We start from the raw sequence: 24,025 nt of genomic DNA on the forward strand, positions 1-24,025 counted from the left end.
TGCTTATAATGCCCAGCGATTTTTTCATTTAAGAAAGCTTCAAGGCGTGTTCATTTGTAAATGCCTGCGCTTAACCCATTATTTTTTCTGGAAATCCAAAAGCCTTGATACGCCTGCTGAAGTTTTTCTGGTGGTCCCTCGTCGCGGTATTCTGCTCGCTGTTGCTTGGCCTGAGTGGCGCGTTTCTCTACCTGAGCCCGACCCTGCCATCGGTTGAAGCGCTGCGAAGCATTCAACTGCAAATCCCCCTGCGCGTATTCAGCAGCGACGGCAAGCTGATTGCCGAGTTTGGCGAGATGCGCCGCACGCCGATTCGCTTCGCGGAAATTCCACCCAATTTCATCAACGCCCTGCTATCGGCCGAAGACGACAACTTCGCCAACCACTATGGCGTCGACCCGAGCAGCCTGATGCGTGCTGCCACACAACTGGTAAAAAGCGGCCATATTCAGTCAGGCGGCAGTACCATCACCATGCAGGTCGCGAAAAACTTCTTCCTGACCAGCGAAAGAAGCTTTTCACGCAAAACCACCGAGATTCTGTTGGCCTTGCAAATCGAGCGCCAACTTACCAAAGACGAGATTCTCGAGCTGTACGTCAACAAGATTTATCTGGGTAACCGCGCCTACGGAATCGAAGCCGCGGCGCAAGTCTACTATGGCAAATCGATTCGCGATGTAAGCCTTGCGCAAATGGCCATGATTGCCGGTCTACCCAAGGCGCCGTCACGCTTCAACCCGCTGGCCAACCCGACCCGCGCCAAGGAACGCCGCGACTGGATCCTCGGCCGCATGTATCGCCTGGGCAAGATTGACCAGACCGCTTACCAGACAGCCTTGAACGAACCGCTCAACGCCAGCTATCACGTGCCGACGCCGGAAGTGAACGCGCCGTACATCGCTGAAATGGCGCGGGCTGAAATGGTCGGCCGTTACGGCAGCGAGGCCTATACAGAAGGCTTCCGCGTTACCACCACCGTGCCGAGCGACCTTCAGGAACACGCCAACAAGTCCATCCAGCAGGGCCTGATCGATTACGACCAGCGCCACGGCTATCGCGGCCCGGAAAGCCGCTTCCCGGGCATGACGCGCGCCAACTGGGTACAGGAACTGACCAAGCAGCGCATGATCAACGGCCTCGAGCCCGGCATCGTGACGCAGGTCGACAAGACCGGTCTACGCGTTCTGACCCGCAACGGCGAGAAGGAAGAAACCGTCGACTGGGCCACCATGAAGTGGGCGCGTCCTTACCTGAATACCAACAGCCTGGGCGCGAATCCGAAGCAGCCAGGCGATGTTGCGAAGGTGGGCGACCTTGTTCGGCTGTTGCGCCAGGACGACGGTTCGCTGAAATTCAGTCAAATTCCCGTCGCGCAGAGCGCCCTGGTCTCGCTTGACCCGCAAAACGGCGCCATTCGTGCACTGGTCGGCGGCTTCGCTTTCGAGCAGAGCAACTACAACCGCGCCATGCAGGCCAAGCGTCAGCCGGGCTCCAGCTTCAAACCGTTCATCTACAGCGCTGCACTGGATAATGGCTACACCGCCTCCAGTCTGGTGAACGACGCACCTATCGTGTTTGTCGACGAGTATCTGGACAAGGTATGGCGTCCGAAAAATGACACCAACACCTTCCTTGGGCCGATCCGCCTGCGCGAGGCGCTGTACAAGTCTCGCAACCTGGTCTCGATCCGCCTGCTCCAGGCCCTCGGTATCGACAGCACCATCGACTACATCACCCGCTTTGGCTTCTCCAAGCAAGACTTGCCGCGCAACCTGTCGCTGGCACTGGGCACGGCTACATTGACCCCGATGGAAATCGCCACCGGCTGGGCCACCTTTGCCAATGGCGGTTACAAGGTCAGTCCTTATCTGATCCAGACCATCGAGAACCGTGACGGGCAGACCCTGTTTGTGGCCAATCCGCCAAGCGTTCCGGCCAACGACGTCAATACTGCGCCCAACACGTCGACCTTTGCCGTGCATGACAGCCCGAGCGTGATCGCAGGCCCACCAGGGACACCGGCCCAGCCGCAAGCGCCCGCCGTTGCAGAGCGCGTTGTGGATGGCCGCACGACCTACATTCTTAACAGCATGCTGCAGGACGTAATCAAGCGCGGCACCGGGCGGCGCGCTCTGTCGATGAACAGGCCGGATATCGCCGGCAAGACCGGTACGACCAACGATTCCAAGGATGCGTGGTTCTCCGGTTACAACGCAGACTATGTGACAACTGTCTGGAGCGGCTTCGATCAGCCTGAAAGCCTTGGTCGTCATGAATTTGGCGGTACGGTCTCCCTGCCGATCTGGATGGACTACATGAGCGCTGCACTCAAGGACAAGCCACCGCATCAGCAGGCAGAACCGCCGGGCATCCTCAGCCTGCGCGTAGACCCACTGAGCGGCCGCGCTGCCACGCCCAGCACGCCGAACGCGTTCTTCGAACTGTTCAAAAGCGAAGACACACCGCCAAGCGTCAACGAACTGGGCGGCAGCAGCGCACCGGGCAGCCCGTTGCCAGCGGATGAGTCAGCACCGATCGATTTGTTCTGATAGCACTGCGCAGGTGGGTGACGCAGAGCGTCACCCAAGGCATTCCCACGCGGGAGCGTGAGGAAAGATGATCCCAACTATCCTGTTAATCCCAACTATCGTGCGACGCTCTGCGTCGCATGCCGTTCTGGACGCTCCGCGTCCTCTTTTGATTCAGCGGCGCGGCGCAGATTTGTGACGCGGAGCGTCACCCAGGGCATTCACACGCCGGAGCGTGAGGAACGATAATCTCAATTCCAGGCATAAAAAAACCCCTGCATCGCTGCAGGGGTTTTTTATTGCATCAAGGATCAGCCCTTGAACACATCGTCCACGCTGGTCAGCGGGTAGTGCTTCGGATACGGCAGGGTGGCAACACCGCTCTCGATGGCTGCCTTGGCCACTGCATCGGCGATCAAGCCCAGCAGGCGGGTGTCCATTGGTTTCGGGATGATGTACTCACGACCGAATTCCAGTTTGATGCCGCCGTAGGCATCGCTGACTTCCTGAGGAACAGGCAGTTTGGCCAGTTCGCGCAGGGCGTTGGCTGCAGCGATTTTCATTTCTTCGTTGATGCGCTTGGCACGAACGTCCAGAGCACCGCGGAAGATGAACGGGAAGCCCAGAACGTTGTTGACCTGGTTCGGGTAATCCGAACGGCCGGTCGCCATGATCACATCGCTACGGGTGGCGTGAGCCAGCTCCGGGGAGATCTCCGGATCAGGGTTCGAGCAGGCGAACACGATCGGGTCCTTGGCCATCAGCTTGAGGTTTTCAGCGCTCAGCAGATTAGGACCTGACAGGCCCACGAATACGTCAGCGCCATCCAGCGCATCGGTCAGCGAGCGTTTCTCGGTCGCGTGAGCGAACACAGCCTTGTACTGGTTCAGGTCGGTACGGCCAGAGTGAATGACACCGGTACGGTCGACCATGAAGATGTTTTCGATCTTCGCGCCCATGCTCACCAGCAGCTTCATGCAGGAGATGGCTGCAGCGCCAGCGCCCAGGCAGACGATCTTCGCGGAATCGAGGGTTTTACCGACAATTTCCAGTGCGTTGATCATGCCGGCAGCAGTCACGATAGCGGTGCCGTGCTGGTCATCGTGGAAAACCGGGATGTCGCACTGTTCGATCAGTGCCTTCTCGATTTCAAAGCACTCAGGTGCCTTGATGTCTTCCAGATTGATACCACCGAAGGTGATGGAGATACGCTTTACGGTGTCGATGAACGCCTGCGGGCTTTCGGAATCGACTTCGATATCGAAAACGTCGATACCGGCGAAACGCTTGAACAGAACCCCTTTACCTTCCATGACCGGCTTGGAGGCCAATGGGCCCAGATCGCCGAGGCCGAGAATAGCGGTGCCATCGGAAATAACTGCTACCAGGTTGCCTTTGCCGGTGTACTTGTAAGCCAGCTCGGGGTCACGGGCAATTTCACGCACGGGTTCAGCAACGCCAGGGCTGTAGGCCAGAGCCAGGTCACGAGCGGTTGCAGTCGGCTTGGTGAGTTCGACGCTCAGCTTCCCCGGACGAGGATTGGCATGGTATTCGAGCGCGGCAGTTTTCAAATCTGACATGTATTGGATTCCGCTTTTTTTACTGTGGGACAGACGGACCGCCGAGGATACGCAAGATGCATAGTCCTAACAAGACTGACCAGTCACTGCTGTCAATAGGCACAGGATTAGACTTTACGCTTAGATGCCTGAAACGTGAACAACCGGCCACCCATCACCAGACAACTGGCCAAAAGGCAGTATCTATCGACCTGACGGGCTCAGCATCGCGGGGTGGGTCAGTGGCAGCAGCCAGCGTGCCTGCCCTGATTTCAGAGCACCGCGCCGGGACCGATCGACCACCCAGCCGCGCGCCTCGACCTGCCGGCCCTTGAGGCGCTCCAGCATTGCCGTGTCGAATGAGTTCACGCTAGCCGGGGCAACACGCAGGACCAGCGAGCCTTGCAACTCGATCCAGATACCGCCGCGATTGCGCTGCACGCTCTTGACCTGACCGGACACAATCGCAAAGCCGCTTTTGCTCAGCCTGGTCGAGGGCTGAACCGGCGAGTCGCGCCACACACCCAATTGCGCCTGCCGCGCCGCACGTTCGGCAACTTGCTGGCAATCGACCAGCGCAACGTTAGGCGCAACGGCCACCAGATACCCCAGCCCTTCGCTAAGCAACTGCGCCTCAAGGTTTGCACCCTTGCGATCGTAAACGTTGGCCAGAGTACGACCGTAATGGTCCTTGCCCTGCTGACCGACACGCAAACCGACCTGACCGCCGCTTTCATCCACCAGTGCCTGCAAACGTCTTTTCGCAGCCTCGGCAAACGGCTCGGCAGACTGGCCTTTCTTGCCGGTCTCAGGCGTGTTGAGCCCAATCATCCGCACGCTGCGACCATCACTCAGACGCAACGTGTCGCCATCGACCACGCGCTGCACCTGTGCAACCGGCAACGAAGCAGGCGCAGGACAGAAGGCCTGCACGCCGGACACCCAAATCGCGGGCATAAAAAAGACGCCCACAAGGAGCGCCTTTTCAAGCAGTCTGGAGATGCCCATGGGGCAGCCAGTCTTACTTCGCTTTGGTAGCGCCGAACGCACCGAAACGGGATTTGAACTTGTCGACACGGCCGCCAACGTCAAGCGTCTTCTGCTTGCCGGTGTAGAACGGGTGGCACTCGTTGCACACGTCCAGGCTCAGTGGAGCGGCCAGGGTGGAACGAGTCTTGATGACATTGCCGCAGCTGCAGGTAGCGTCAATGGCTTCGTAAACTGGATGGATATCAGCTTTCATCGGTACTTCCTCGGTCTAACGCGCCGCCATCCAACACTATTGTTGAATACCGCACGGAAATAGGCTGCGGATAGTACCAGACAATTGCAACGACGCAAGCGAACCTTCACACCGGTCGTCTGCTAAGATCGCGCCTCCGTCATCACTCATCATCACAGGGAAACACCGCGTGCCCGACGCCATCCTGCGCCTTGCCCTGCCCTCGCCGCTTCGCCGCCTGTTCGACTACCGCGCTCCTGCGGGCGTGTCGCGTAGCGCCTTGCAGCCTGGCATGCGTCTGCGGGTGCCATTCGGGCGACGGGAAATGATCGGCATTCTGGTGGAAGTGGTCGATCACAGCGAAGTGCCTGCCGACAAGCTCAAACCGGCCATCGCCCTGCTCGACAGCGAAGCGCCATTGCCGCCCGCGCTGTTCAAGCTGTGCCTGTGGACCTCGCAGTATTATCAGCACAGCCTGGGCGATACGCTGAGCTGGGCCTTGCCGGTGCTGTTGCGTCAGGGCGAACTGGCCGAAAGTCGCCAGGAACGCTTCTGGCACGTTGCACCGGGCGCCAGCGTCGGCGACCCGCGCATCGCGCGAGCGCCCAAGCAACGCGAAGCGCTGACCACCCTCGCCCAGCACCCGCATGGCGTGGCGCATCAGTTGCTGAGCAAGCTGATGCTTAATAAAGACAGCCTCAACCTGCTGCTGGCCAAGGAGCTGGTTTATGTCGAGGTTCGCAGCCACGCACCCAGCGCACGCCATGAACACTGGCTGGCCCAGCCTGAATTGCCGCTCAACACCGAGCAACGCGCTGCTTACGAAGCCATCCGTGCCGGGTTCGACAGCTTTCATGCGTTTTTGCTGGCTGGTGTCACTGGCAGTGGCAAGACTGAAGTCTATCTGCAACTGATCCGCGAAACGCTTGAGGCCGGTAAACAGGCGCTGGTGCTGATTCCGGAAATCAACCTCGGCCCGCAGACCCTGGCGCGTTTCGAACAGCGCTTCAATGCCCGCATCGCGCTGCTGCATTCGGCAGTCAACGACCGCGAACGACTGGATGCCTGGCTGGCAGCCCGCGATGGCGAAGCCGACATTATTATCGGCACGCGCTCGGCACTGTTCACGCCGATGAAGAACCCCGGCCTGATCATCATCGACGAAGAACACGACGGCTCCTATAAACAGCAGGAAGGTCTGCGCTATCACGCCCGTGATCTGGCCCTGGTGCGAGCCCGTCAGGAAAACATCCCTATCGTCCTCGGCTCGGCCACGCCTTCGCTGGAAAGCCTGCACAACGCCTACACCGGCCGCTACGGCCTGTTACGCCTGAACCAGCGTGCAGGCGGTGCGCAACAGCCGCGTTTCATGCGCCTGGACGTCAAGAGCAGGCCACTGGACAGCGGCATTTCCGGGCCGATGCAGCAAGCCATCGGCCAGACGCTTGCGGCAGGTCAGCAGGTGCTGGTCTTCCTCAACCGTCGCGGCTTCGCACCCACCTTGTTGTGCCACGACTGCGGCTGGATGTCTGGCTGCCAGCGCTGTGATGCGCGCATGACCGTGCACCAGCGCTCGGGCGAACTGCGCTGCCATCACTGCGGGTATGTCGAACGTGTACCGCGCCAGTGTCCGTCCTGCGGCAAGGTGGATTTGCGCCCGGTAGGCGCGGGCACCGAACGTGCCGAAGAGCGCCTGGCGATCCTGTTTCCGGACTTTCCCGTGCTGCGCGTGGATCGCGACAGCACCTCGCGCAAGGACGCCATGAATCAGTTATTCGCGACCATCCAGCGCGGCCAGCCGTGCATTCTGGTGGGCACGCAAATGCTCGCCAAAGGGCATCACTTCCCACGGGTAACGCTGGTGTCGATTCTGGATGCCGACGGCGGGCTGTTTTCCGGTGACTTCCGGGCCAGCGAGCGCATGGCGCAGTTGATCGTGCAGGTTGCAGGTCGTGCCGGCCGCGCGGAAGAGCCGGGCAAGGTGATCATCCAGACTCATCTGGCCGATCACCCACTGCTGATCCAACTGACCGAGCAGGGTTATTTCGCCTTCGCCGAGCAGGCCTTGAGCGAGCGTCGTTCGGCTGGCTTGCCACCGTTTTCACACCTCGCCCTGCTGCGCGCCGAAGCGCACAAGCCGGGGCAGGCCGAAGCCTTTCTCGATCAGGCCTGCAGTGACGCCGAGCAACTGGTTGCGCAAATGGGCCTGGGCGGCATCGAGCTGCTGGGGCCGGTTCCGGCACCTATGGAACGCCGCGCCGGGCGTTACCGGGCACAGCTGCTGATACAGTCCAGCGCACGCGCGCCACTGCACAAATTGCTTGCCACCTGGCTGCTCGCGCTGGAGCAGATGCCCAGCGGACGACAGGTCAGATGGTCGCTGGATGTGGACCCGGTGGATCTTTATTAAGTCACGCCGTTGGCAAGCACGCTTGAGCAACGGATAATGCGGAGTTTTTCCACCCGCGCATCGAAGCGCCACCGCGCTTGCGGTCGAAGAGAGCACAATGAAAGACACCATTCGCCAGCTGATTCAACAAGCCCTGACCCGTCTCGTCACCGAGGGCGTCTTGCCAGAAGGGCTGACGCCGGCGATCCAGGTGGAAAACGCCCGTGACAAGACCCACGGCGATTTCGCCAGCAATATCGCGATGATGCTCGCCAAGCCTGCCGGCATGAAGCCGCGGGACCTGGCTGAAAAGCTGATCGCCGCCCTGCCTGCCGACGAGCAGGTCAGCAAGGTCGAAATTGCCGGCCCGGGCTTTCTGAACTTCTTCCAGAACACTGCGGCGCTGGCCGCACGCCTCGACGCTGCACTGGCCGACGCGCACCTGTCAGTCCGCAAGGCGGGCGCTGTACAGCGCGTGGTCGTCGATTTGTCGGCACCTAATCTGGCCAAGGAAATGCACGTAGGCCATTTGCGCTCGACCATTATTGGCGACGGCGTGGCGAACGTTCTGACGTTTTTGGGCGACACAGTCATTCGCCAGAACCATGTGGGCGACTGGGGCACCCAGTTCGGCATGCTGCTGGCCTATCTGCAGGAAAAACCGGCGACCAGCGACGAGCTGTCCGACCTGGAAAACTTCTACCGCGCCGCCAAGCAGCGCTTTGACGAATCCGAAGAGTTCGCCGAGCGGGCGCGAGGCCTGGTGGTCAAGTTGCAGGCAGGCGATGCCGAGTGTCTGGCCCTGTGGACACGCTTCAAGGACATCTCGCTGTCGCACTGCCAGGAAACCTATGAGCGCCTCAACGTCAAGCTGACCCCGGCAGATGTGATGGGCGAAAGTGCCTACAACGATGACCTGGCCAACGTGGTCAACGATCTGAAAGCCACTGGCCTGCTGGTCGAGAGCAACGGTGCGCAATGTGTGTTCCTCGAAGAATTCCGCACCGCCGATGACACGCCTCTGCCGGTGATCGTGCAGAAGGCCGGCGGCGGCTACCTGTACGCCACCACCGATCTGGCCGCCATCCGCTACCGCAGTAAGGTGCTCAAGGCCGACCGTGTGCTGTATTTCGTCGACCAGCGTCAGGCCCTGCACTTCCAGCAGGTGTTCGAAGTCGCTCGCCGCGCCGGTTTCGTCCACGACGGCATGCAGCTGGAACACATGGGTTTCGGCACCATGAACGGCGCCGATGGCCGCCCGTTCAAGACCCGCGACGGCGGCACGGTCAAACTCATCGACCTGCTCGATGAAGCCGAAGAACGTGCCTACACGCTGGTGAAGGAAAAGAACCCGGAAGTCGCCGAGGTCGAGCTGCGCAGCATTGCCAAAGCCGTGGGCATCAGCGCGGTGAAATACGCTGACCTGTCCAAGCACCGCGCCAGTGATTACAGCTTCAACTTCGATCAGATGCTGAGCTTCGAAGGCAATACCGCGCCTTATCTGCTATACGCCTACACCCGTGTGGCCGGTGTATTCCGCAAGCTGGGCACGCCGTTCGACGCCAGCAAGGGGCAGATTGTCCTGGCAGCACCGCAAGAGCAGGAACTGGCTGCACGTCTGGCGCAGTTCACTGAAACACTGAATAACGTCGCAGAAAAAGGCACACCGCACGTACTTTGTGCTTACCTGTATGACCTTGCGGGTCTGTTTTCGAGCTTTTACGAAAACTGCCCGATCCTTGGTGCGGAAAATCCCGATCAGCAGCAAAGCCGTCTGCGTCTGGCTGCCCTGACCGGCCGCACCCTCAAGCAAGGCCTGGACCTGTTGGGTCTGGAAACTCTGGAGCGTATGTAAGTTGGCAGTTGCGAAGAAGAAACCGGCACCCAAGCGGGGCGCCAGCCGTTATCAGGCACCCGCGAAGAAGCCGATTCCAGGATGGTTGTGGCTGGCGATTGGCTTGACCGTGGGCGCGTTCGTGGTCTTTCTGATGAAGCTTGAACCGGGCGGCGAAGACGTCAAGCGGGTCAAGGCGGACGCCAAGGCCGCGAAGATCGCCGAGGCGAATAAAACACCACCGAGCCCGACGGCTCCGGTCAAGCCGAAGTACGACTTCTACACATTGCTGCCGGAATCGGAAGTGATCGTGCCGAACGAAGCCGTGCCGGAGAAGACCCCGCCGCCTGTGGCACCGACCGCACCGGTCTCGCCGGAGCAGGCAGCCAAGATCGACACGGCACGTGCCCAGGCAGCCCTCAGCGGCCTGACGCCTCCGCCGGCGCCACCGGTTGCCACGACCAAGCCGGCAGCAGTCACGACGTTCTTCCTGCAGGCGGGCTCGTTCCGCAAACAGGCTGACGCCGAGAAGGTACGCGCGCAAATCATCCTGCTGGGCCAGACGTCTACCGTCGAGTCAGGCACTGTGAAAGATGAAACCTGGTACCGCGTACTGGTCGGCCCGTTCAGCAACCGCGAACAACTGACCACCGCCCAGAAACAACTGGCAAGCGGTGGATTTAGTAACCTGTTGTTGCAACAGCGTCAGAGCCGTTAGTCAAAGCACCTCTGTTTCCGTGCTAATCGCGATGTTTCGATGAGTACGAAGAACGGAGCTTCTGCCCGGTCGTCGTAGGAGCGGACTTGTCCGCGATCTGCCGGGAACCGGCAGCAAAACCAGCCGCATCGGTTTATCAGGCGCAGCCGAGGCAGCCTATTCTGGGGCCGCTTCGCAGCCCGTCGCGGACAAGTTCGCTCCCATAAAAGCAGGGAGATCGCGGACAAAAGAAGCGTCGTCCGGTCCGCTTAAAGGGTTGGGACAAGAATCGTACGATCATTTCCCCCCGATTTACCCCCAAGGTTGAAATACTCACCCACACCCCCATATGAGTTTGCATCAGGGCATTTTCGCCCCGCAGTGTGGAGACTCTCCCTTGACCACCATCGTTTCAGTGCGCCGCCACGGTAAAGTCGTCATGGCTGGCGACGGCCAGGTTTCTCTGGGCAACACCGTCATGAAAGGCAACGCCAAGAAGGTGCGCCGTCTTTATCACGGTGAAGTAATCGCCGGGTTCGCTGGCGCAACCGCCGATGCATTCACGCTGTTCGAACGCTTTGAAGCCCAGCTGGAAAAACACCAGGGGCATCTGGTTCGTGCAGCTGTCGAGCTGGCCAAGGACTGGCGTACCGATCGCTCGCTGAGCCGTCTTGAAGCAATGCTGGCCGTCGCCAACAAGGACGCCTCGCTGATCATCACCGGCAACGGCGATGTGGTCGAGCCCGAGGACGGCCTGATCGCCATGGGCTCCGGCGGCGCATTTGCTCAGGCCGCCGCACGCGCCCTGCTGCTCAAGACCGACCTGTCGGCACGCGAAATCGCCGAGACCTCGTTGCATATCGCTGGCGACATTTGCGTGTTCACCAACCACAACATCACCATTGAGGAGCAGGACCTCGTCGGCTAAGCCCTTGCCGGGCCGCACAGTCTGCGGCCCCTTCGGCTTGACCGTACCAGAGGACCGTGAATTACCATGTCCATGACTCCCCGCGAAATCGTCCACGAACTTAACCGCCATATCATCGGCCAGGACGATGCCAAGCGCGCCGTCGCCATTGCCCTGCGCAATCGCTGGCGCCGCATGCAGCTGCCTGAAGAGCTGCGCGTTGAAGTGACACCCAAGAACATTCTGATGATCGGCCCGACCGGTGTCGGCAAGACCGAAATCGCCCGTCGCCTGGCCAAGCTTGCCAATGCGCCGTTCATCAAGGTTGAAGCGACCAAGTTCACCGAAGTGGGCTATGTAGGTCGTGATGTAGAGTCGATCATCCGCGACCTGGCCGATGCGGCTATCAAGCTTCTGCGTGAACAGGAGATCATCAAGGTCCGTCATCGCGCCGAAGACGCGGCCGAAGACCGTATTCTCGATGCCCTGTTGCCGCCTGCGCGTGTCGGTTTCAATGAAGACCCTGCGCAAAGCAATGATTCCAACACCCGTCAGCTGTTCCGCAAGCGTTTGCGCGAAGGCCAGCTGGACGACAAGGAAATCGAGATCGAGATCAACGAAGCCGTAGGTGTGGATATCTCCGCGCCACCCGGCATGGAAGAAATGACCAATCAGCTGCAGAGCCTGTTTGCCAACATGGGCAAAGGCAAGACCAAGAGCCGCAAACTCAAGGTCAAGGACGCGCTCAAGCTGGTACGCGAAGAAGAAGCGGGCCGTCTGGTCAATGACGAAGAGTTGAAGGCCAAGGCGCTGGAAGCGGTCGAGCAACACGGCATCGTGTTCATCGACGAGATCGACAAGGTTGCCAAGCGCGGTAATTCGGGCGGTGTCGATGTGTCCCGCGAAGGCGTACAGCGCGACCTGCTGCCGCTGATCGAAGGCTGCACCGTGAATACCAAACTGGGCATGGTCAAGACTGACCACATCCTGTTCATTGCATCTGGTGCGTTCCATTTGAGCAAGCCAAGTGATCTGGTCCCCGAGCTGCAAGGTCGTCTGCCGATCCGCGTTGAACTCAAGGCGCTGTCGCCGCAGGACTTCGAACGCATTCTCAGCGAGCCACATGCGTCGTTGACCGAACAGTATCGCGAGCTGCTCAAGACCGAAGGCCTGAAGATCGAGTTCAAGCCTGAAGGCATCAAGCGTCTTGCCGAGATTGCCTGGCAGGTCAACGAGAAAACCGAGAACATCGGTGCCCGTCGCCTGCACACGCTGCTTGAGCGTCTGCTTGAGGAAGTCTCGTTCAGCGCTGGCGATTTGGCTATCAGCCCTGACGCAGCACCGATTGAAATCGATGCAGAATACGTCAACAGCCACTTGGGCGATCTGGCCGAAAACGAAGACCTCTCGCGGTATATCCTTTAAGGCTGCAAGCGGTTAGCTACAAGCTGCAAGAGGTTCTCCTCTTGCAGCTTTTTTGCTTCTGCCTGTAGCTTGTAGCTGCTATTCCTTGAGGCTGCTTTCAATGCTCCCCACCGCCATCCAGCTGCACAAAGCTTCCAAAACCCTGACGCTGAAGTACGCGCCGGATGAGGAATATCATCTGCCCGCCGAATTTCTGCGGGTGCATTCCCCTTCTGCCGAGGTTCAGGGCCATGGCAGGCCGATCCTGCAATTCGGCAAACTGGGCGTCGGTCTGAGCAAGGTCGAGCCGGCAGGGCAATATGCACTGAAATTGACCTTTGATGATGGTCACGACTCAGGACTGTTCACCTGGGAGTACCTGTACGAGCTGGCAAGACGCCAGGAGTCCCTGTGGGAGGACTATCTGCAAGAGCTGAAAAAAGCCGGCAAATCCCGCGATCCCTCCGAGCAAGTCATCAAGCTGATGCTCTGATCCCGCCCGCGCGATCCTCACAGAACATTCAAACCCGTGCAGCCTCACCGCTCGCCGTTTTAGGACGCGCTTTCTAATCGTTTTTGTTTCAATGTTCCGTGCAGCGGCCAATGAGTGGCTGACGCTGCTTGCGATTTTTTGAAATCTCGCGTAACCAATAACCTTGGCAAGTTCCCTGCATCGAAGTCGATGCGACAAACAGCCTGCAAGGCATGAGTTACACGAGCAGTAGTGCTGGCTAACCGCCTGTGTCACTGGTTCACGGGCAAGGAATGTCAGTGTTCGCATCAAGACAATGGAGCGTCGTAGATGAGTAACGCGAAAGACGATGACCTGCAGCGCCAGGCTTCCGAGCACACCCTGGGCCTCAACCCGGTCGTTGGCCTGCGGCGCAAGGATTTACTGAGCACTGCCCGGATGGTTTTGCGTCAGGCTTTCAAACAACCGATCCACAGCATCAAGCACGTCGCACACCTGAGCGTCGAACTCGGCAATGTGATTTTCGGTAAATCTGCCTTGCAGCCAACACCGGAAGACCGCCGCTTCGCTGATCCGGCCTGGAGCCAGAACCCGCTGTATCGCCGTTACTTGCAGACTTACCTCGCCTGGCGCAAGGAACTGCATGACTGGATCGGTGGCAGCGATCTCACCCCGCAAGACATCAGTCGCGCGCACTTTGTGATCAACCTCATGACCGAGGCCATGTCACCGACCAACTCTGCCGCTAACCCGGCCGCCGTGAAACGGTTCTTTGAAACCGGCGGTAAAAGCCTGCTCGATGGTCTGTCGCACTTGGCCAAGGACCTGGTGAACAACGGCGGAATGCCGAGCCAGGTCAACATGGACGCGTTTGAGGTTGGCAAAAACCTGGGCACCACTGAGGGGGCCGTGGTGTTTCGCAATGACGTACTGGAACTGATCCAGTACAAACCGATTACCGAGCAGGTTCACGAGCGACCGCTGCTGGTGATCCCGCCGCAGATCAACAAATTCTATGTCTTCGACCTGAGCCCGGAAAAAAGCCTGGCGCGCTTCTGCCTGCGCAGTAACGTGCAGACCTTCATCATCAGTTGGCGCAACCCGACCAAGGCGCAACGCGAATGGGGGCTGTCGACCTATATCGAGGCGCTCAAGGAGGCGGTCGATGTGGTGCTGGCGATCACCGGCAGCAAAGACCTCAACATGCTGGGTGCCTGCTCCGGCGGCATTACCTGCACGGCGCTGCTGGGCCACTACGCAGCCTTGGGCGAAAAGAAAGTCAACGCCATGACCCTGCTGGTCAGCGTGCTCGATACAACGCTGGATACCGAGGTCGCGCTGTTCGTCGACGAGCAGACTTTGGAAACCGCCAAGCGCCATTCCTATCAGGCGGGCGTGCTGGAAGGTCGTGACATGGCCAAGGTGTTTGCCTGGATGCGCCCTAACGACCTGATCTGGAATTACTGGGTCAACAATTACCTGCTGGGCAACGAGCCGCCCGTCTTCGACATTCTGTTCTGGAACAACGACACCACACGCCTGCCCGCCGCCTTTCACGGCGACCTGATCGAAATGTTCAAGAACAACCCGCTGACCCGCGCCAACGCGCTGGAAGTCTGCGGCACGCCGATCGACCTCAAGCAGGTAACGGCCGACGTGTTCTGCCTGGCTGGCACCAATGACCACATCACGCCGTGGGCCTCATGCTACAAATCAGCACGGCTGTTTGGTGGCAAGACCGAGTTTGTACTGTCCAGCAGCGGCCATATCCAGAGCATCCTCAACCCGCCGGGCAACCCCAAGTCGCGTTACATGACTCACGACGAGCTGCCAGCAGACCCGGCGGCCTGGCAGGAAAACGCTACCAAGCACACCGATTCCTGGTGGCTACACTGGCAAGAGTGGCTGGCTACGCGCTCGGGCAAGTTGAAAAAGGCGCCTGCCGGGCTTGGTAACAAAGCCTATCCGGCAGCCGAGGCAGCGCCCGGAACCTATGTTCACGAGCGTTAGACCCGTCAGTCTTGAAAAAACCCGGGGTGCGTTCCCGGCGGTTAAATCAACAGGGCTTAGCGCATGCCGCAACCGTTTGTTTTTCGCTCCATCGACCTGAACGGACACACTATTCGTACGGCCGTGCGCCCAGGCAAGAGCCATCTGACACCGCTGCTGATCTTCAACGGCATCGGTGCCAACCTGGAACTGGTGTTCCCGTTTGTTGAAGCACTGGACCCGGACCTGGAAGTCATCGCCTTCGATGTGCCGGGGGTCGGTGGTTCGTCGACGCCCAATCGGCCTTATCGCTTTCCGGGACTGGCGAAGCTCGCAGCGCGCATGCTCGATTACCTCAACTACGGGCAGGTCAATGCGATCGGTGTTTCGTGGGGCGGGGCGCTGGCTCAGCAGTTCGCTCATGACTACCCGGAGCGCTGCAAGAAACTGGTGCTGGCCGCCACGTCGGCAGGCATGGCGATGGTGCCGGGCAAGCCTCGCGTGCTGTGGTTGATGGCCAGCCCGCGCCGCTACATTCAGCCGTCGCATGTGATCCGTATTGCACCGGAGATCTACGGCGGCGCGTTTCGACGTGATCCTAATCTGGCGGCCAATCATGCTGCCAAGGTGCGCTCGTCCGGCAAGCTGGGCTATTACTGGCAATTGTTCGCGGGCATGGGCTGGACCAGCATTCACTGGCTGCACAAGGTTCACCAGCCGACTCTGGTTCTGGCCGGTGATGACGACCCGCTGATTCCGCTGGTGAATATGCGCCTTTTGGCCTGGCGAATACCCAATGCCCAGCTACACATCATCGATGACGGGCATTTGTTCCTGATCACGCGTGCCGAAGCCGTGGCACCGATCATCATGGGTTTTCTGCAACAGGAACGGCAGCGCGCAGTCATGCACCCGCAGCCAACGCCGCCCAGAACGCGCTGATAGCGCCAGCACGCCCGTTAATATGAACAGCCCGAGAGAAACAGCGTCACCCACTGCGCAACACACTGGAGTTTTGACCGCGCAGAACGACGCCAGCCCCTTCGCAAGCGGACTGGCGCCAACCCATGAGTTGCCTGACGAAGGAGTGTTGCCCTCATGCAAGAAAAATCGGCAAAGGTTGCCAGCGCTGCACCCACAAATCTCATCAACGCGCAGAGCGCCATCACCGGCCTGCGCGGGCGAGACCTGTTTTCTACCTTGCGCAACGTCGCAGCCCAGGGTTTGCGGCACCCATTTCGTAGCGCTCGCCATGCTCTGGCGCTGGGCAAGCAGTTGGGGCGGGTGGTGCTGGGCGAAACACCCTATCCGCACAATCCCAAAGACCCCCGCTTCGCCGACCCGACCTGGAGTCTCAACCCGCTTTATCGCCGGGGTTTGCAGGTGTATCTCAGCTGCCAGCATCAGGTCAGGCAATGGATTGATGACAGCGATCTGTCCACGGAAGACCGTGCGCGCGCGCACTTTCTGTTCACACTGATCAACGATGCGCTGGCACCTTCCAATACGCTGCTCAACCCGCAGGCCGTCAAAGAGCTGTTCAACTCGGGGGGTATCAGCCTGATCAAGGGCCTGAGCCACATGGCCGATGATCTGTTGCACAACAGCGGGCTACCCAGCCAGACCACCAAAGACGCTTTTGAGGTAGGCCGAACCGTAGCGACCACGCCCGGTGCGGTGGTGTTTCGCAACGAAATGTTCGAGCTGATCCAGTATCGACCGATGAGCGAAAAGCAGTTCAGCCGACCGGTCCTGATCGTGCCGCCGCAGATCAACAAGTTCTACATCTTCGATCTCAGCCCAACCAACAGCTTTGTGCAATATGCCCTCAAGAACGGCCTGCAGACCTTTGTCATCAGCTGGCGCAACCCGGATATCCGCCATCGGGAGTGGGGGCTGTCCAGTTATGTCGAAGCGACCGAGCAGGCGATGAATATCTGCCGGGCGATTAGCGCAGCACGCGAGGTCAATCTGGTGGGCGCCTGCGCGGGCGGTCTGACCGTTGCCGCGTTGCTGGGTCACTTGCAGGCCAAGCGACAGACGCGCCGCGTGGCCAGCGCAACCTATATGGTCAGCCTGCTGGACAGCCAGATCGAAAGCCCCGCCACGCTGTTTATCGACGAGCAAACCCTCGAAGCTGCAAAGCGCCGCTCCTATCAGCGCGGCGTGCTGGAGGGCAGCGAGATGACTCGGGTGTTTTCCTGGATGCGTCCCAATGATCTGATCTGGACTTACTGGATCAACAATTACCTGCTGGGCAAATCGCCACCGCCGTTCGACATTCTTTACTGGAACAACGACACCACGCGCCTACCCGCTGCGTTGCACGGTGATCTGCTGGACTTCTTCAAGCACAACCCGCTCAGCCATGCGGGCGGCCTGGAGGTCTGCGGAACACCCATCGACCTGCAGAAAGTCACGGTGGACAGTTTCAGCATCGCTGGCATCAACGACCACATCACGCCATGGGACGCGGTGTACCGTTCTACGCTGCTATTGGGCGGTGAGCGGCGCTTCGTGCTGTCCAACAGCGGCCATGTGCAGAGCATTCTCAACCCGCCGGGCAACCCGAAAGCCAACTATGTCGAGAACAGCATGCTGAGCAGCGACCCGCGCGCCTGGTACTACGACGCGCAGCATCATGATGGCAGCTGGTGGCCGAACTGGCTGAAGTGGATTCAGGAGCATTCCGGGGCCGAGCACGACACCAGGACGGAGCTGGGCAACGCCACTTACCCGCCAATGGAGGCTGCGCCCGGGACTTATGTGCATGTGCGCTGAAACGCTGGATTGCGCCCTGCCCGATCAGACAAAGCCGGCCCTTTGACTCTTGAACAAGAAGACTGGATGAAAACCCGCGACCGTATCCTTGAATGTGCCTTGACGTTGTTCAACCAGCAGGGCGAGCCCAATGTTTCCACGCTGGAAATCGCCAATGAAATGGGTATCAGCCCCGGCAATCTGTATTACCACTTTCATGGCAAGGAGCCGTTGATTCTGAGTCTTTTCGAGCGGTTCCAGGCAGAGCTGGCACCCCTGCTCGATCCGCCTTCGGATGCCAGGCTTGAGGCCGAAGACTACTGGATGTTTCTGCACCTGATTGTCGAGCGGTTATCGCACTATCGTTTTCTGTTTCAAGACCTGTCCAACCTCGCCGGAAGGTTGCCAAAGCTGGCCCGCGGCATTCGCAACCTGCTCAACTCGATCAAGAAAACCCTCGCGTCACTGCTGGCCCGTTTGAAATCGCGGGGGCAACTGGTCAGCGAAACCCAGGCGCTGGGGCAACTGGTGGAACAGATCACCATGAACCTGCTGTTTTCGCTGGATTACCAACGCATTCTGGGCCGCGAGGGTGATGTGCGGGTGGTGGTCTACCAGATCATGATGCTCGTGACCCCACACCTGCTGCCCACCTCGAGGCAGGCTGCCGAACAGTTGGCGATGGAGTATCTGGGTAGGTAAACCTGGGCACGATAAGAAAGTTAACGTTAGCGCTCCTCACGCTCCAGCCCACACCTCTATCGTTCCTCACGCTCCAGCGTGGGAATGCCTTGGGTGACGCTCTGCGTCACAACTCTGCGCCACGCCGCATGCTCAAGACCGGACGCGGAGCGTCCAGAACGGCATGCCGACGCGGAGCGTCGCACGATAATTGAGTTCGCTCCCACGGCCTTCGGCCAGAAGCATTGGCACAGGCGGTGTTCGGGGATATCAAAAAAGCCCGGCCTGCTTGGCAGACCGGGCTTCGATGTTGCAGCCGGTTGTCAGGACTGGCTGGCGGGTGTTGCCGGTGCTGCGCTCGGGGATGATGCAGCGGGTGCCGCACCGGTTGCTGGAGTCGCCGATGCAGCAGGCTTGGCGGCAGGCTTGGCAGCCGGTTTTCTGGCTGCTGGTTTCTTCGCCGCGGCCGGTTTGGCAACCGTTTTGGCCTTGCTGGCGGTGGCAGTAGCGGCCTTGCTGGCTGCATCGACCGGTTTGGCCGCAGCTTTCTTGACTGCTGGTTTGGCCGCTGCGGTTTTCTGCGCCGTTTTATCCGCTGTTTTGGCGACGGTTTTAGCCGCAGCCTTGACCAAAGGTTTTGCCGCAGTTTTCGGTGCAGGTTTAGCCGCAGCAGAACGCGAAGCGACCGGTTTGGCTTTCTCACCCGTCAACAGCTCGATCTGCCGGGTCAGTTGGTCGACCTTGCTGTGCAGCGCCTGAACTTCATTGCGGCTCGGCACGCCCAAACGCGAAATGGCACTGTTCAGGCGCTTGTCGAAGGCCCCTTCCAGCTCATTCCATTTACCTACCGCGAGGTCTTTCACATCACCGACCCGCGATTTGGCGGTCTTGGCGGTGTCCTTGACCTCATCGAGCTGCTTCTGCGCCTCGACCTTGGTCTGCTTCTCGGCCTTCTCGCCGTCTTTGACCAGCGTCTCGAAAAGCTTGCTGCCGTCATTGCTTATCTTGGAATAAGCGCCCAGGCCCGCCAGCCAGATCTGGCGAGAGTATTTCTCGACCTCACCAATCCATGAGCTGCCGTCTTTGTCGGTTTTTTTCTTGCCAGCCATCCTGCTCTCCTTATTGTCCAGACTCTGAACGTTCGAATCGTTTCGACCCGGAGCGTTCAAGCTTTTTAGGCACGACACGTTCAAGCAATGCCGTCAGCTCGTCGAGCTTGGCAGAGAGCGTGTCAACATCATGTTTAGACGGGATTGCGATGCGGTTCAAGGCTTTTGCGACACGACGGTCGAAAGCACTCTCGATTCTGCCGAGTTGCGCCTCGACACGACCTTTGGCGTAAGACACTTCGCCCTTGATCGAGTCGATTTCGCTGTTGGCCGCAAGACGCTTTTCATCGACCGTTTTGACGACTTCCTTTTCGGCCTGCTCGCCAGTCCTGATCAAGTCCCTGACATACTGTGTGCCTTCCTCGTTGACCCTGGAATAGGCCCCCAGACCGGCCAGCCAGATCTTGCGGGCATACAGCCTGACGTCGGAAAGCGTGGAGGATTGCTGGTCTTCGATGTTTTTCTTCGTGTTCGCTCTGGCCATGGTGCACCTCATGCTCGAAAGTTGAAGGAACCGCCCAGCTATGGGCATAAGCACAACGTTACGGAGAAAAATTAGAATGCTCACCCTAGGGCGAATGCTCAGGCGGCCAGTGCTTTATCCAGGACGCGCTCGACTTCAGTCTTGATGGAGCCGCTCATGGCCGACAGGATGAAGTTCAGCTCGATATTGATACGGATCAACGCGTCTTCGACTTCAACCTTGCCCTTGGCCCCCTTGCCTTCCAGTTTTACGGTATCGCCTGCCCATTCGTGGGCCAGTCCGTATTTGTCGGAAAGCTTCTCGACCAGTTGCTCGGCCCTCTCGCGAGCCTTTTCCCGGCCCAGTGCGTGCGGGCGTTCAACGGTTATCTTGGCCATGCAGGCTTCCTTGATGATCAGATGAAATGCGGCGCAACTATATAGACCCGCCTGCATCCAAGAAAGCGTTGCCGGTGAGCCTTGTCAAGACAAAGCCGGCCCTGGCGATTAGAATGGCCCGCACTCTATTCCGGTGAAGCGATATGAACGATCAGCGCAAAGGCAGCGATGCCGAACCTACGACTCACTTCGGTTACAAAAATGTACCGGAAAGCCAGAAGGCAGAAAAAGTCGCTGAGGTTTTCCATTCGGTTGCAGCCAAATACGACCTGATGAACGACCTGCTGTCCGGTGGCATGCATCGTCTGTGGAAGCGTTTTGCAATCGAGCTTTCAGGCGTTCGTACCGGCAACCGCGTGCTCGACATTGCCGGCGGCACGGGCGACCTGACCCGTAAGTTCTCGAACCTGGTCGGCCCGACCGGGCAAGTGGTTCTGGCTGACATCAACGCCTCCATGCTCAAGGTCGGCCGTGACCGCCTGCTGGACCTTGGCGTGTCGGGCAACGTCGAGTTCGTCCAGGCCGACGCCGAGAAGCTGCCGTTCCCGGACAACCATTTCGACTGCGTGACCATCGCCTTCGGCCTGCGCAACGTGACGCACAAGGAAGACGCTCTGCGTTCCATGCTGCGCGTGCTCAAGCCCGGTGGACGCCTGCTGGTGCTGGAGTTTTCCAAGCCGACCAACAAACTCATGTCCAAGGCCTATGACGCCTATTCGTTCGCGTTCATGCCGTTGATGGGCAAACTGGTCACCAATGACTCGGAAAGCTACCGCTATCTGGCCGAATCGATCCGCATGCACCCCAACCAGGAAACCCTCAAGTCGATGATGGTGGAAGCCGGTTTTGACCGTGTGACCTACCACAACATGACGGCGGGCGTCGTGGCTTTGCATCGCGGTATCAAACCCTGATGTTGCTTCGGGGGCTGCTCGCCAGTATCGAGCACGGCATCAATCGCGTGTTGCGCCTGGACAGCACCGCGCTACCGCGTATGGCGCGCCTGTCCGGGCATGTCATTGCCGTGGACTGTCGCGATCCGTCTCTGAAAATCTTCATCCTGCCCAGTGACGAAGGCCTGCTGCTGGCAGCAGACTGGGCTGCCGACGCCGACTGCACCTTGCGTGCGCCAGCCTCCAGCCTGCTGCGTCTGGCCCTGAGCAAGGACAAGACCGCTGTGCTGCATGGCCCCGACGTCGAGCTGGACGGTGACAGTGGCGTACTGCTGGAACTGGTCGGCATTCTTCAGGACCTGGAACTGGACTGGGAACACGAACTGTCCAACTGGGTCGGCCCGGTGGCCAGTCAGCTGTTCAGCAGCCGACTGCGCAACAGTGGACGCTGGACACGTGAAAGTTTCACCAGCCTCAGCCAGAACGTTGCCGACTACCTCAGCGAAGAATCGCGTACGCTGGTGGGTAAGCACGAAGCTGAAGCACGATTCGCCGAACTCGATCAGATCAAACTCGATCTGGACCGTCTTGAGGCGCGCTTTGCCCGCCTCGCCCACTCCCTCAATACCAGCGATAACGCATGAAGCTGCTTGCCGTCCGCCGTTTGTTTCGCATTCAACGTGTCGTTATCCGCTATCGCCTTGATGACCTGTTGTTCGCCCTGCCCCTGCCCTGGTGGATGCTCGCGGTGCGTTTCGTGCTGCCCTGGCGCTGGCTGCCACGGCGCAAATCCGAGCTGAGCCGTGGTGTACGCTTTCGTCTGGCATTGCAGGACCTGGGGCCGATTTTCATCAAGTTCGGGCAACTGCTGTCTACCCGGCGCGACTTGCTGCCCGAAGACATCGCCGACGAACTGATGCTGCTGCAGGACCGCGTGCCGCCGTTCGACCAGCAGGTGGCCATCAATCTCATCGAAGAACAACTGGGCGCACGTATCTGCGACGTCTTCAGTCGCTTTGACGAAACCCCGCTGGCATCTGCTTCGGTCGCCCAGGTGCATGCCGCCTGTTTGAAGACCGGCGAAGAAGTCGTGGTGAAAGTGGTACGCCCAGGCCTCAAGCCGGTTATTGGCCAGGACCTCGCGTGGCTGTTCATCCTTGCCCGCATGGCCGAGCGCGTGTCAGCCGATGCACGCCTGCTGCACCCGGTGCAGGTGGTGATGGATTACGAAAAAACCATCTACGACGAGCTGGACCTGCTGCGTGAAGCCGCCAACTCCAGCCAGTTGCGTCGCAACTTCGAAGGCTCGGACCTGCTCTACGTGCCACAAGTCTACTGGGACTGGTGCCGCCCCAAAGTGCTGGTCATGGAGCGTATCTACGGCCTGCAGGTCACCGATATGGCCGGGCTGGCCGACCAGCGTACCGACATGAAACTGCTGGCCGAGCGCGGCGTGGAAATCTTCTTCACCCAGATATTTCGCGACAGTTTCTTCCACGCCGACATGCACCCCGGCAATATTTTCGTCAGCACGGTCAACCCGTGGAGCCCGAAATACATTGCCATCGACTGCGGCATCGTCGGCAGCCTGACGCCGGAAGATCAGGATTATCTGGCCCGTAACCTGTTTGCCTTCTTCAAGCGTGATTATCGTCGGGTTGCGCAGCTGCACATTGATTCGGGCTGGGTGCCGGCAGAAACCAAGCTCAATGAATTCGAAGCTGCAATCCGCACGGTCTGCGAGCCGATTTTCGAGAAGCCGCTCAAGGATATTTCCTTTGGTCAGGTGCTGATGCGCCTGTTTCAAACCGCGCGCCGCTTCAATATGGAAGTCCAGCCGCAATTGGTTCTGCTGCAAAAGACCCTGCTCAATATCGAGGGGCTGGGTCGTCAGTTGTACCCTGATCTGGACCTGTGGAGCACCGCGCAGCCTTATCTGGAGCGCTGGATGCGTGAACGGGTCAGCCCGAAAACCCTGTTTGGCAATCTGCAGTCACAGGTCGAGCAACTGCCGCATATAGCGGGCATGACCCGCGATTTACTGGAGCGCATGTCTCGCCCGCACGCTTCGGATCCGCCACGTCCCTGGCACGAGCGCAAGGACGAGCCGGTCCTGCGGCTTATCGGTGCAGCGTTGCTGGTAGGTGGCGCGATACAGGGCTGGGTGATGAGCGAGGCAGCTACGCAGCTACTGACGCTCACCGCCTGGCCAGCGGCGATCATGCTGATTGCCGGGCTGTATCTGATCGTTCGCCGATAGCCAGCAGCGTATGGCGCTGGCACACTGTTCAATCCGCCGGGCATGAAAGCCGGCTGCCGGAGTAGATATGAAAGACTGGCTGGACGAGATTCACTGGAACAGCGACGGTCTGGTGCCTGCAATCGCTCAGGATCACAAGACCGGTCGAGTATTGATGATGGCCTGGATGAACCGCGAAGCCCTGAGCCTGACGGCGTCGGAGAATCGTGCCATCTATTGGTCGCGTTCGCGTGGCAAACTCTGGCGTAAAGGTGAAGAATCAGGTCACGTGCAAAAGCTGCACGAACTGCGCCTGGACTGTGATGCCGATGTCATTATCCTGATGGTCGAGCAGATCGGCGGTATCGCGTGCCACACCGGCCGCGAAAGTTGCTTTTACCGAGTGTACGAAAACTCAGGCTGGAAGACCGTCGACCCGGTTTTGAAAGATCCTGACGCTATTTACTCAGCAGGCCACTGA

General features: G+C 59.5%; 21 protein-coding genes. 15 read left to right on the plus strand and 6 right to left on the minus strand.

Annotated features, from left to right (window positions below; genetic code table 11):
* The first annotated feature begins 107 nt into the window (after positions 1-107).
* Complete coding sequence (locus RYC18_RS18990; protein WP_373561872.1) at positions 108-2,549, plus strand: penicillin-binding protein 1A; 2,442 nt, start codon at positions 108-110, stop codon at positions 2,547-2,549.
* A 290-nt stretch (positions 2,550-2,839) separates the two neighbouring features.
* Here RYC18_RS18990 and RYC18_RS18995 read toward each other — a convergent pair whose 3' ends face one another.
* From RYC18_RS18995 to rpmE, 3 genes are all read right to left on the minus strand, one after another.
* Positions 2,840-4,108 carry a malic enzyme-like NAD(P)-binding protein gene (locus RYC18_RS18995; protein ID WP_002551650.1) on the minus strand — a complete coding sequence of 423 codons (1,269 nt, stop codon included), beginning with the start codon at positions 4,106-4,108 and terminating at the stop codon, positions 2,840-2,842.
* Between the two features lie 183 nt (positions 4,109-4,291).
* The gene (locus tag RYC18_RS19000; RefSeq protein WP_316886602.1) at positions 4,292-5,095 is read right to left on the minus strand and encodes a thermonuclease family protein; all 804 of its coding nucleotides are present in this window, start codon (positions 5,093-5,095) and stop codon (positions 4,292-4,294) included.
* A gap of 13 nt (positions 5,096-5,108) precedes the next feature.
* Entirely contained in the window at positions 5,109-5,330 is a 222-nt protein-coding gene (rpmE, locus tag RYC18_RS19005) for a 50S ribosomal protein L31 (protein WP_002551648.1), read from the minus strand.
* A gap of 169 nt (positions 5,331-5,499) precedes the next feature.
* Here rpmE and RYC18_RS19010 point away from each other — a divergent pair, with 169 nt between their 5' ends.
* The 10 genes from RYC18_RS19010 (at position 5,500) to RYC18_RS19055 (ending at position 18,463) form a co-directional block, all read left to right on the plus strand.
* The gene (locus RYC18_RS19010; RefSeq protein ID WP_005752528.1) at positions 5,500-7,719 is read left to right on the plus strand and encodes a primosomal protein N'; all 2,220 of its coding nucleotides are present in this window, start codon (positions 5,500-5,502) and stop codon (positions 7,717-7,719) included.
* A 97-nt stretch (positions 7,720-7,816) separates the two neighbouring features.
* Positions 7,817-9,553 (plus strand): arginine--tRNA ligase, encoded by a 1,737-nt coding sequence (gene argS / locus RYC18_RS19015; RefSeq protein ID WP_010194656.1) that lies wholly within the window; start codon positions 7,817-7,819, stop codon positions 9,551-9,553.
* Position 9,554: 1 nt separating this feature from the next.
* Positions 9,555-10,250 (plus strand): SPOR domain-containing protein, encoded by a 696-nt coding sequence (locus tag RYC18_RS19020; protein WP_002551645.1) that lies wholly within the window; start codon positions 9,555-9,557, stop codon positions 10,248-10,250.
* A gap of 376 nt (positions 10,251-10,626) precedes the next feature.
* Positions 10,627-11,157, plus strand: coding sequence for an ATP-dependent protease subunit HslV (gene hslV, locus RYC18_RS19025; protein WP_002551644.1), 531 nt, complete (start codon positions 10,627-10,629; stop codon positions 11,155-11,157).
* 66 nt (positions 11,158-11,223) lie between these two features.
* Positions 11,224-12,561 carry an ATP-dependent protease ATPase subunit HslU gene (hslU, locus tag RYC18_RS19030; protein ID WP_002551643.1) on the plus strand — a complete coding sequence of 446 codons (1,338 nt, stop codon included), beginning with the start codon at positions 11,224-11,226 and terminating at the stop codon, positions 12,559-12,561.
* A gap of 100 nt (positions 12,562-12,661) precedes the next feature.
* Entirely contained in the window at positions 12,662-13,033 is a 372-nt protein-coding gene (locus tag RYC18_RS19035; RefSeq protein WP_002551642.1) for a gamma-butyrobetaine hydroxylase-like domain-containing protein, read from the plus strand.
* Positions 13,034-13,342: 309 nt separating this feature from the next.
* Positions 13,343-15,022: a class II poly(R)-hydroxyalkanoic acid synthase gene (gene phaC / locus RYC18_RS19040; protein WP_005778670.1), complete on the plus strand. Its 1,680-nt coding sequence runs from the start codon at positions 13,343-13,345 to the stop codon at positions 15,020-15,022.
* Positions 15,023-15,085: 63 nt separating this feature from the next.
* Positions 15,086-15,943, plus strand: coding sequence for a poly(3-hydroxyalkanoate) depolymerase (phaZ, locus tag RYC18_RS19045; RefSeq protein WP_004654231.1), 858 nt, complete (start codon positions 15,086-15,088; stop codon positions 15,941-15,943).
* Positions 15,944-16,099: 156 nt separating this feature from the next.
* Positions 16,100-17,782, plus strand: a complete 1,683-nt coding sequence (gene phaC / locus RYC18_RS19050) for a class II poly(R)-hydroxyalkanoic acid synthase (RefSeq protein ID WP_192485565.1) — start codon at positions 16,100-16,102, stop codon at positions 17,780-17,782.
* 66 nt (positions 17,783-17,848) lie between these two features.
* Positions 17,849-18,463, plus strand: coding sequence for a TetR/AcrR family transcriptional regulator (locus RYC18_RS19055; RefSeq protein ID WP_002551639.1), 615 nt, complete (start codon positions 17,849-17,851; stop codon positions 18,461-18,463).
* A 302-nt stretch (positions 18,464-18,765) separates the two neighbouring features.
* On the opposite strand, the gene RYC18_RS19060 is transcribed toward RYC18_RS19055, so the two are convergent.
* The 3 genes from RYC18_RS19060 to RYC18_RS19070 form a co-directional block, all read right to left on the minus strand.
* Positions 18,766-19,551 (minus strand): phasin family protein, encoded by a 786-nt coding sequence (locus RYC18_RS19060; protein ID WP_316886604.1) that lies wholly within the window; start codon positions 19,549-19,551, stop codon positions 18,766-18,768.
* 10 nt (positions 19,552-19,561) lie between these two features.
* Positions 19,562-20,035: a phasin family protein gene (locus RYC18_RS19065; RefSeq protein WP_005778662.1), complete on the minus strand. Its 474-nt coding sequence runs from the start codon at positions 20,033-20,035 to the stop codon at positions 19,562-19,564.
* Positions 20,036-20,133: 98 nt separating this feature from the next.
* Positions 20,134-20,412 (minus strand): polyhydroxyalkanoic acid system family protein, encoded by a 279-nt coding sequence (locus RYC18_RS19070; protein WP_002551636.1) that lies wholly within the window; start codon positions 20,410-20,412, stop codon positions 20,134-20,136.
* Between the two features lie 143 nt (positions 20,413-20,555).
* Between RYC18_RS19070 and ubiE the strand changes: the two genes are divergently transcribed.
* The 4 genes from ubiE (at position 20,556) to hisI (ending at position 24,025) form a co-directional block, all read left to right on the plus strand.
* Positions 20,556-21,326, plus strand: a complete 771-nt coding sequence (gene ubiE, locus RYC18_RS19075; RefSeq protein WP_002551635.1) for a bifunctional demethylmenaquinone methyltransferase/2-methoxy-6-polyprenyl-1,4-benzoquinol methylase UbiE — start codon at positions 20,556-20,558, stop codon at positions 21,324-21,326.
* Positions 21,326-21,949: an SCP2 domain-containing protein gene (locus RYC18_RS19080; protein WP_004654219.1), complete on the plus strand. Its 624-nt coding sequence runs from the start codon at positions 21,326-21,328 to the stop codon at positions 21,947-21,949. The genes ubiE and RYC18_RS19080 overlap by 1 nt, the downstream gene beginning before the upstream one ends.
* A complete protein-coding gene (ubiB, locus tag RYC18_RS19085) occupies positions 21,946-23,565 on the plus strand; it encodes a ubiquinone biosynthesis regulatory protein kinase UbiB (protein WP_004654216.1) in 1,620 nt (539 codons plus the stop codon). The genes RYC18_RS19080 and ubiB overlap by 4 nt, the downstream gene beginning before the upstream one ends.
* A gap of 67 nt (positions 23,566-23,632) precedes the next feature.
* On the plus strand, positions 23,633-24,025 hold the full coding sequence (hisI, locus tag RYC18_RS19090; RefSeq protein ID WP_002551632.1) for a phosphoribosyl-AMP cyclohydrolase: 393 nt from the start codon (positions 23,633-23,635) through the stop codon (positions 24,023-24,025).

It is taken from the genome of Pseudomonas syringae group sp. 247E2, assembly GCF_032587795.1.
Lineage (GTDB): Bacteria > Pseudomonadota > Gammaproteobacteria > Pseudomonadales > Pseudomonadaceae > Aquipseudomonas > Aquipseudomonas amygdali.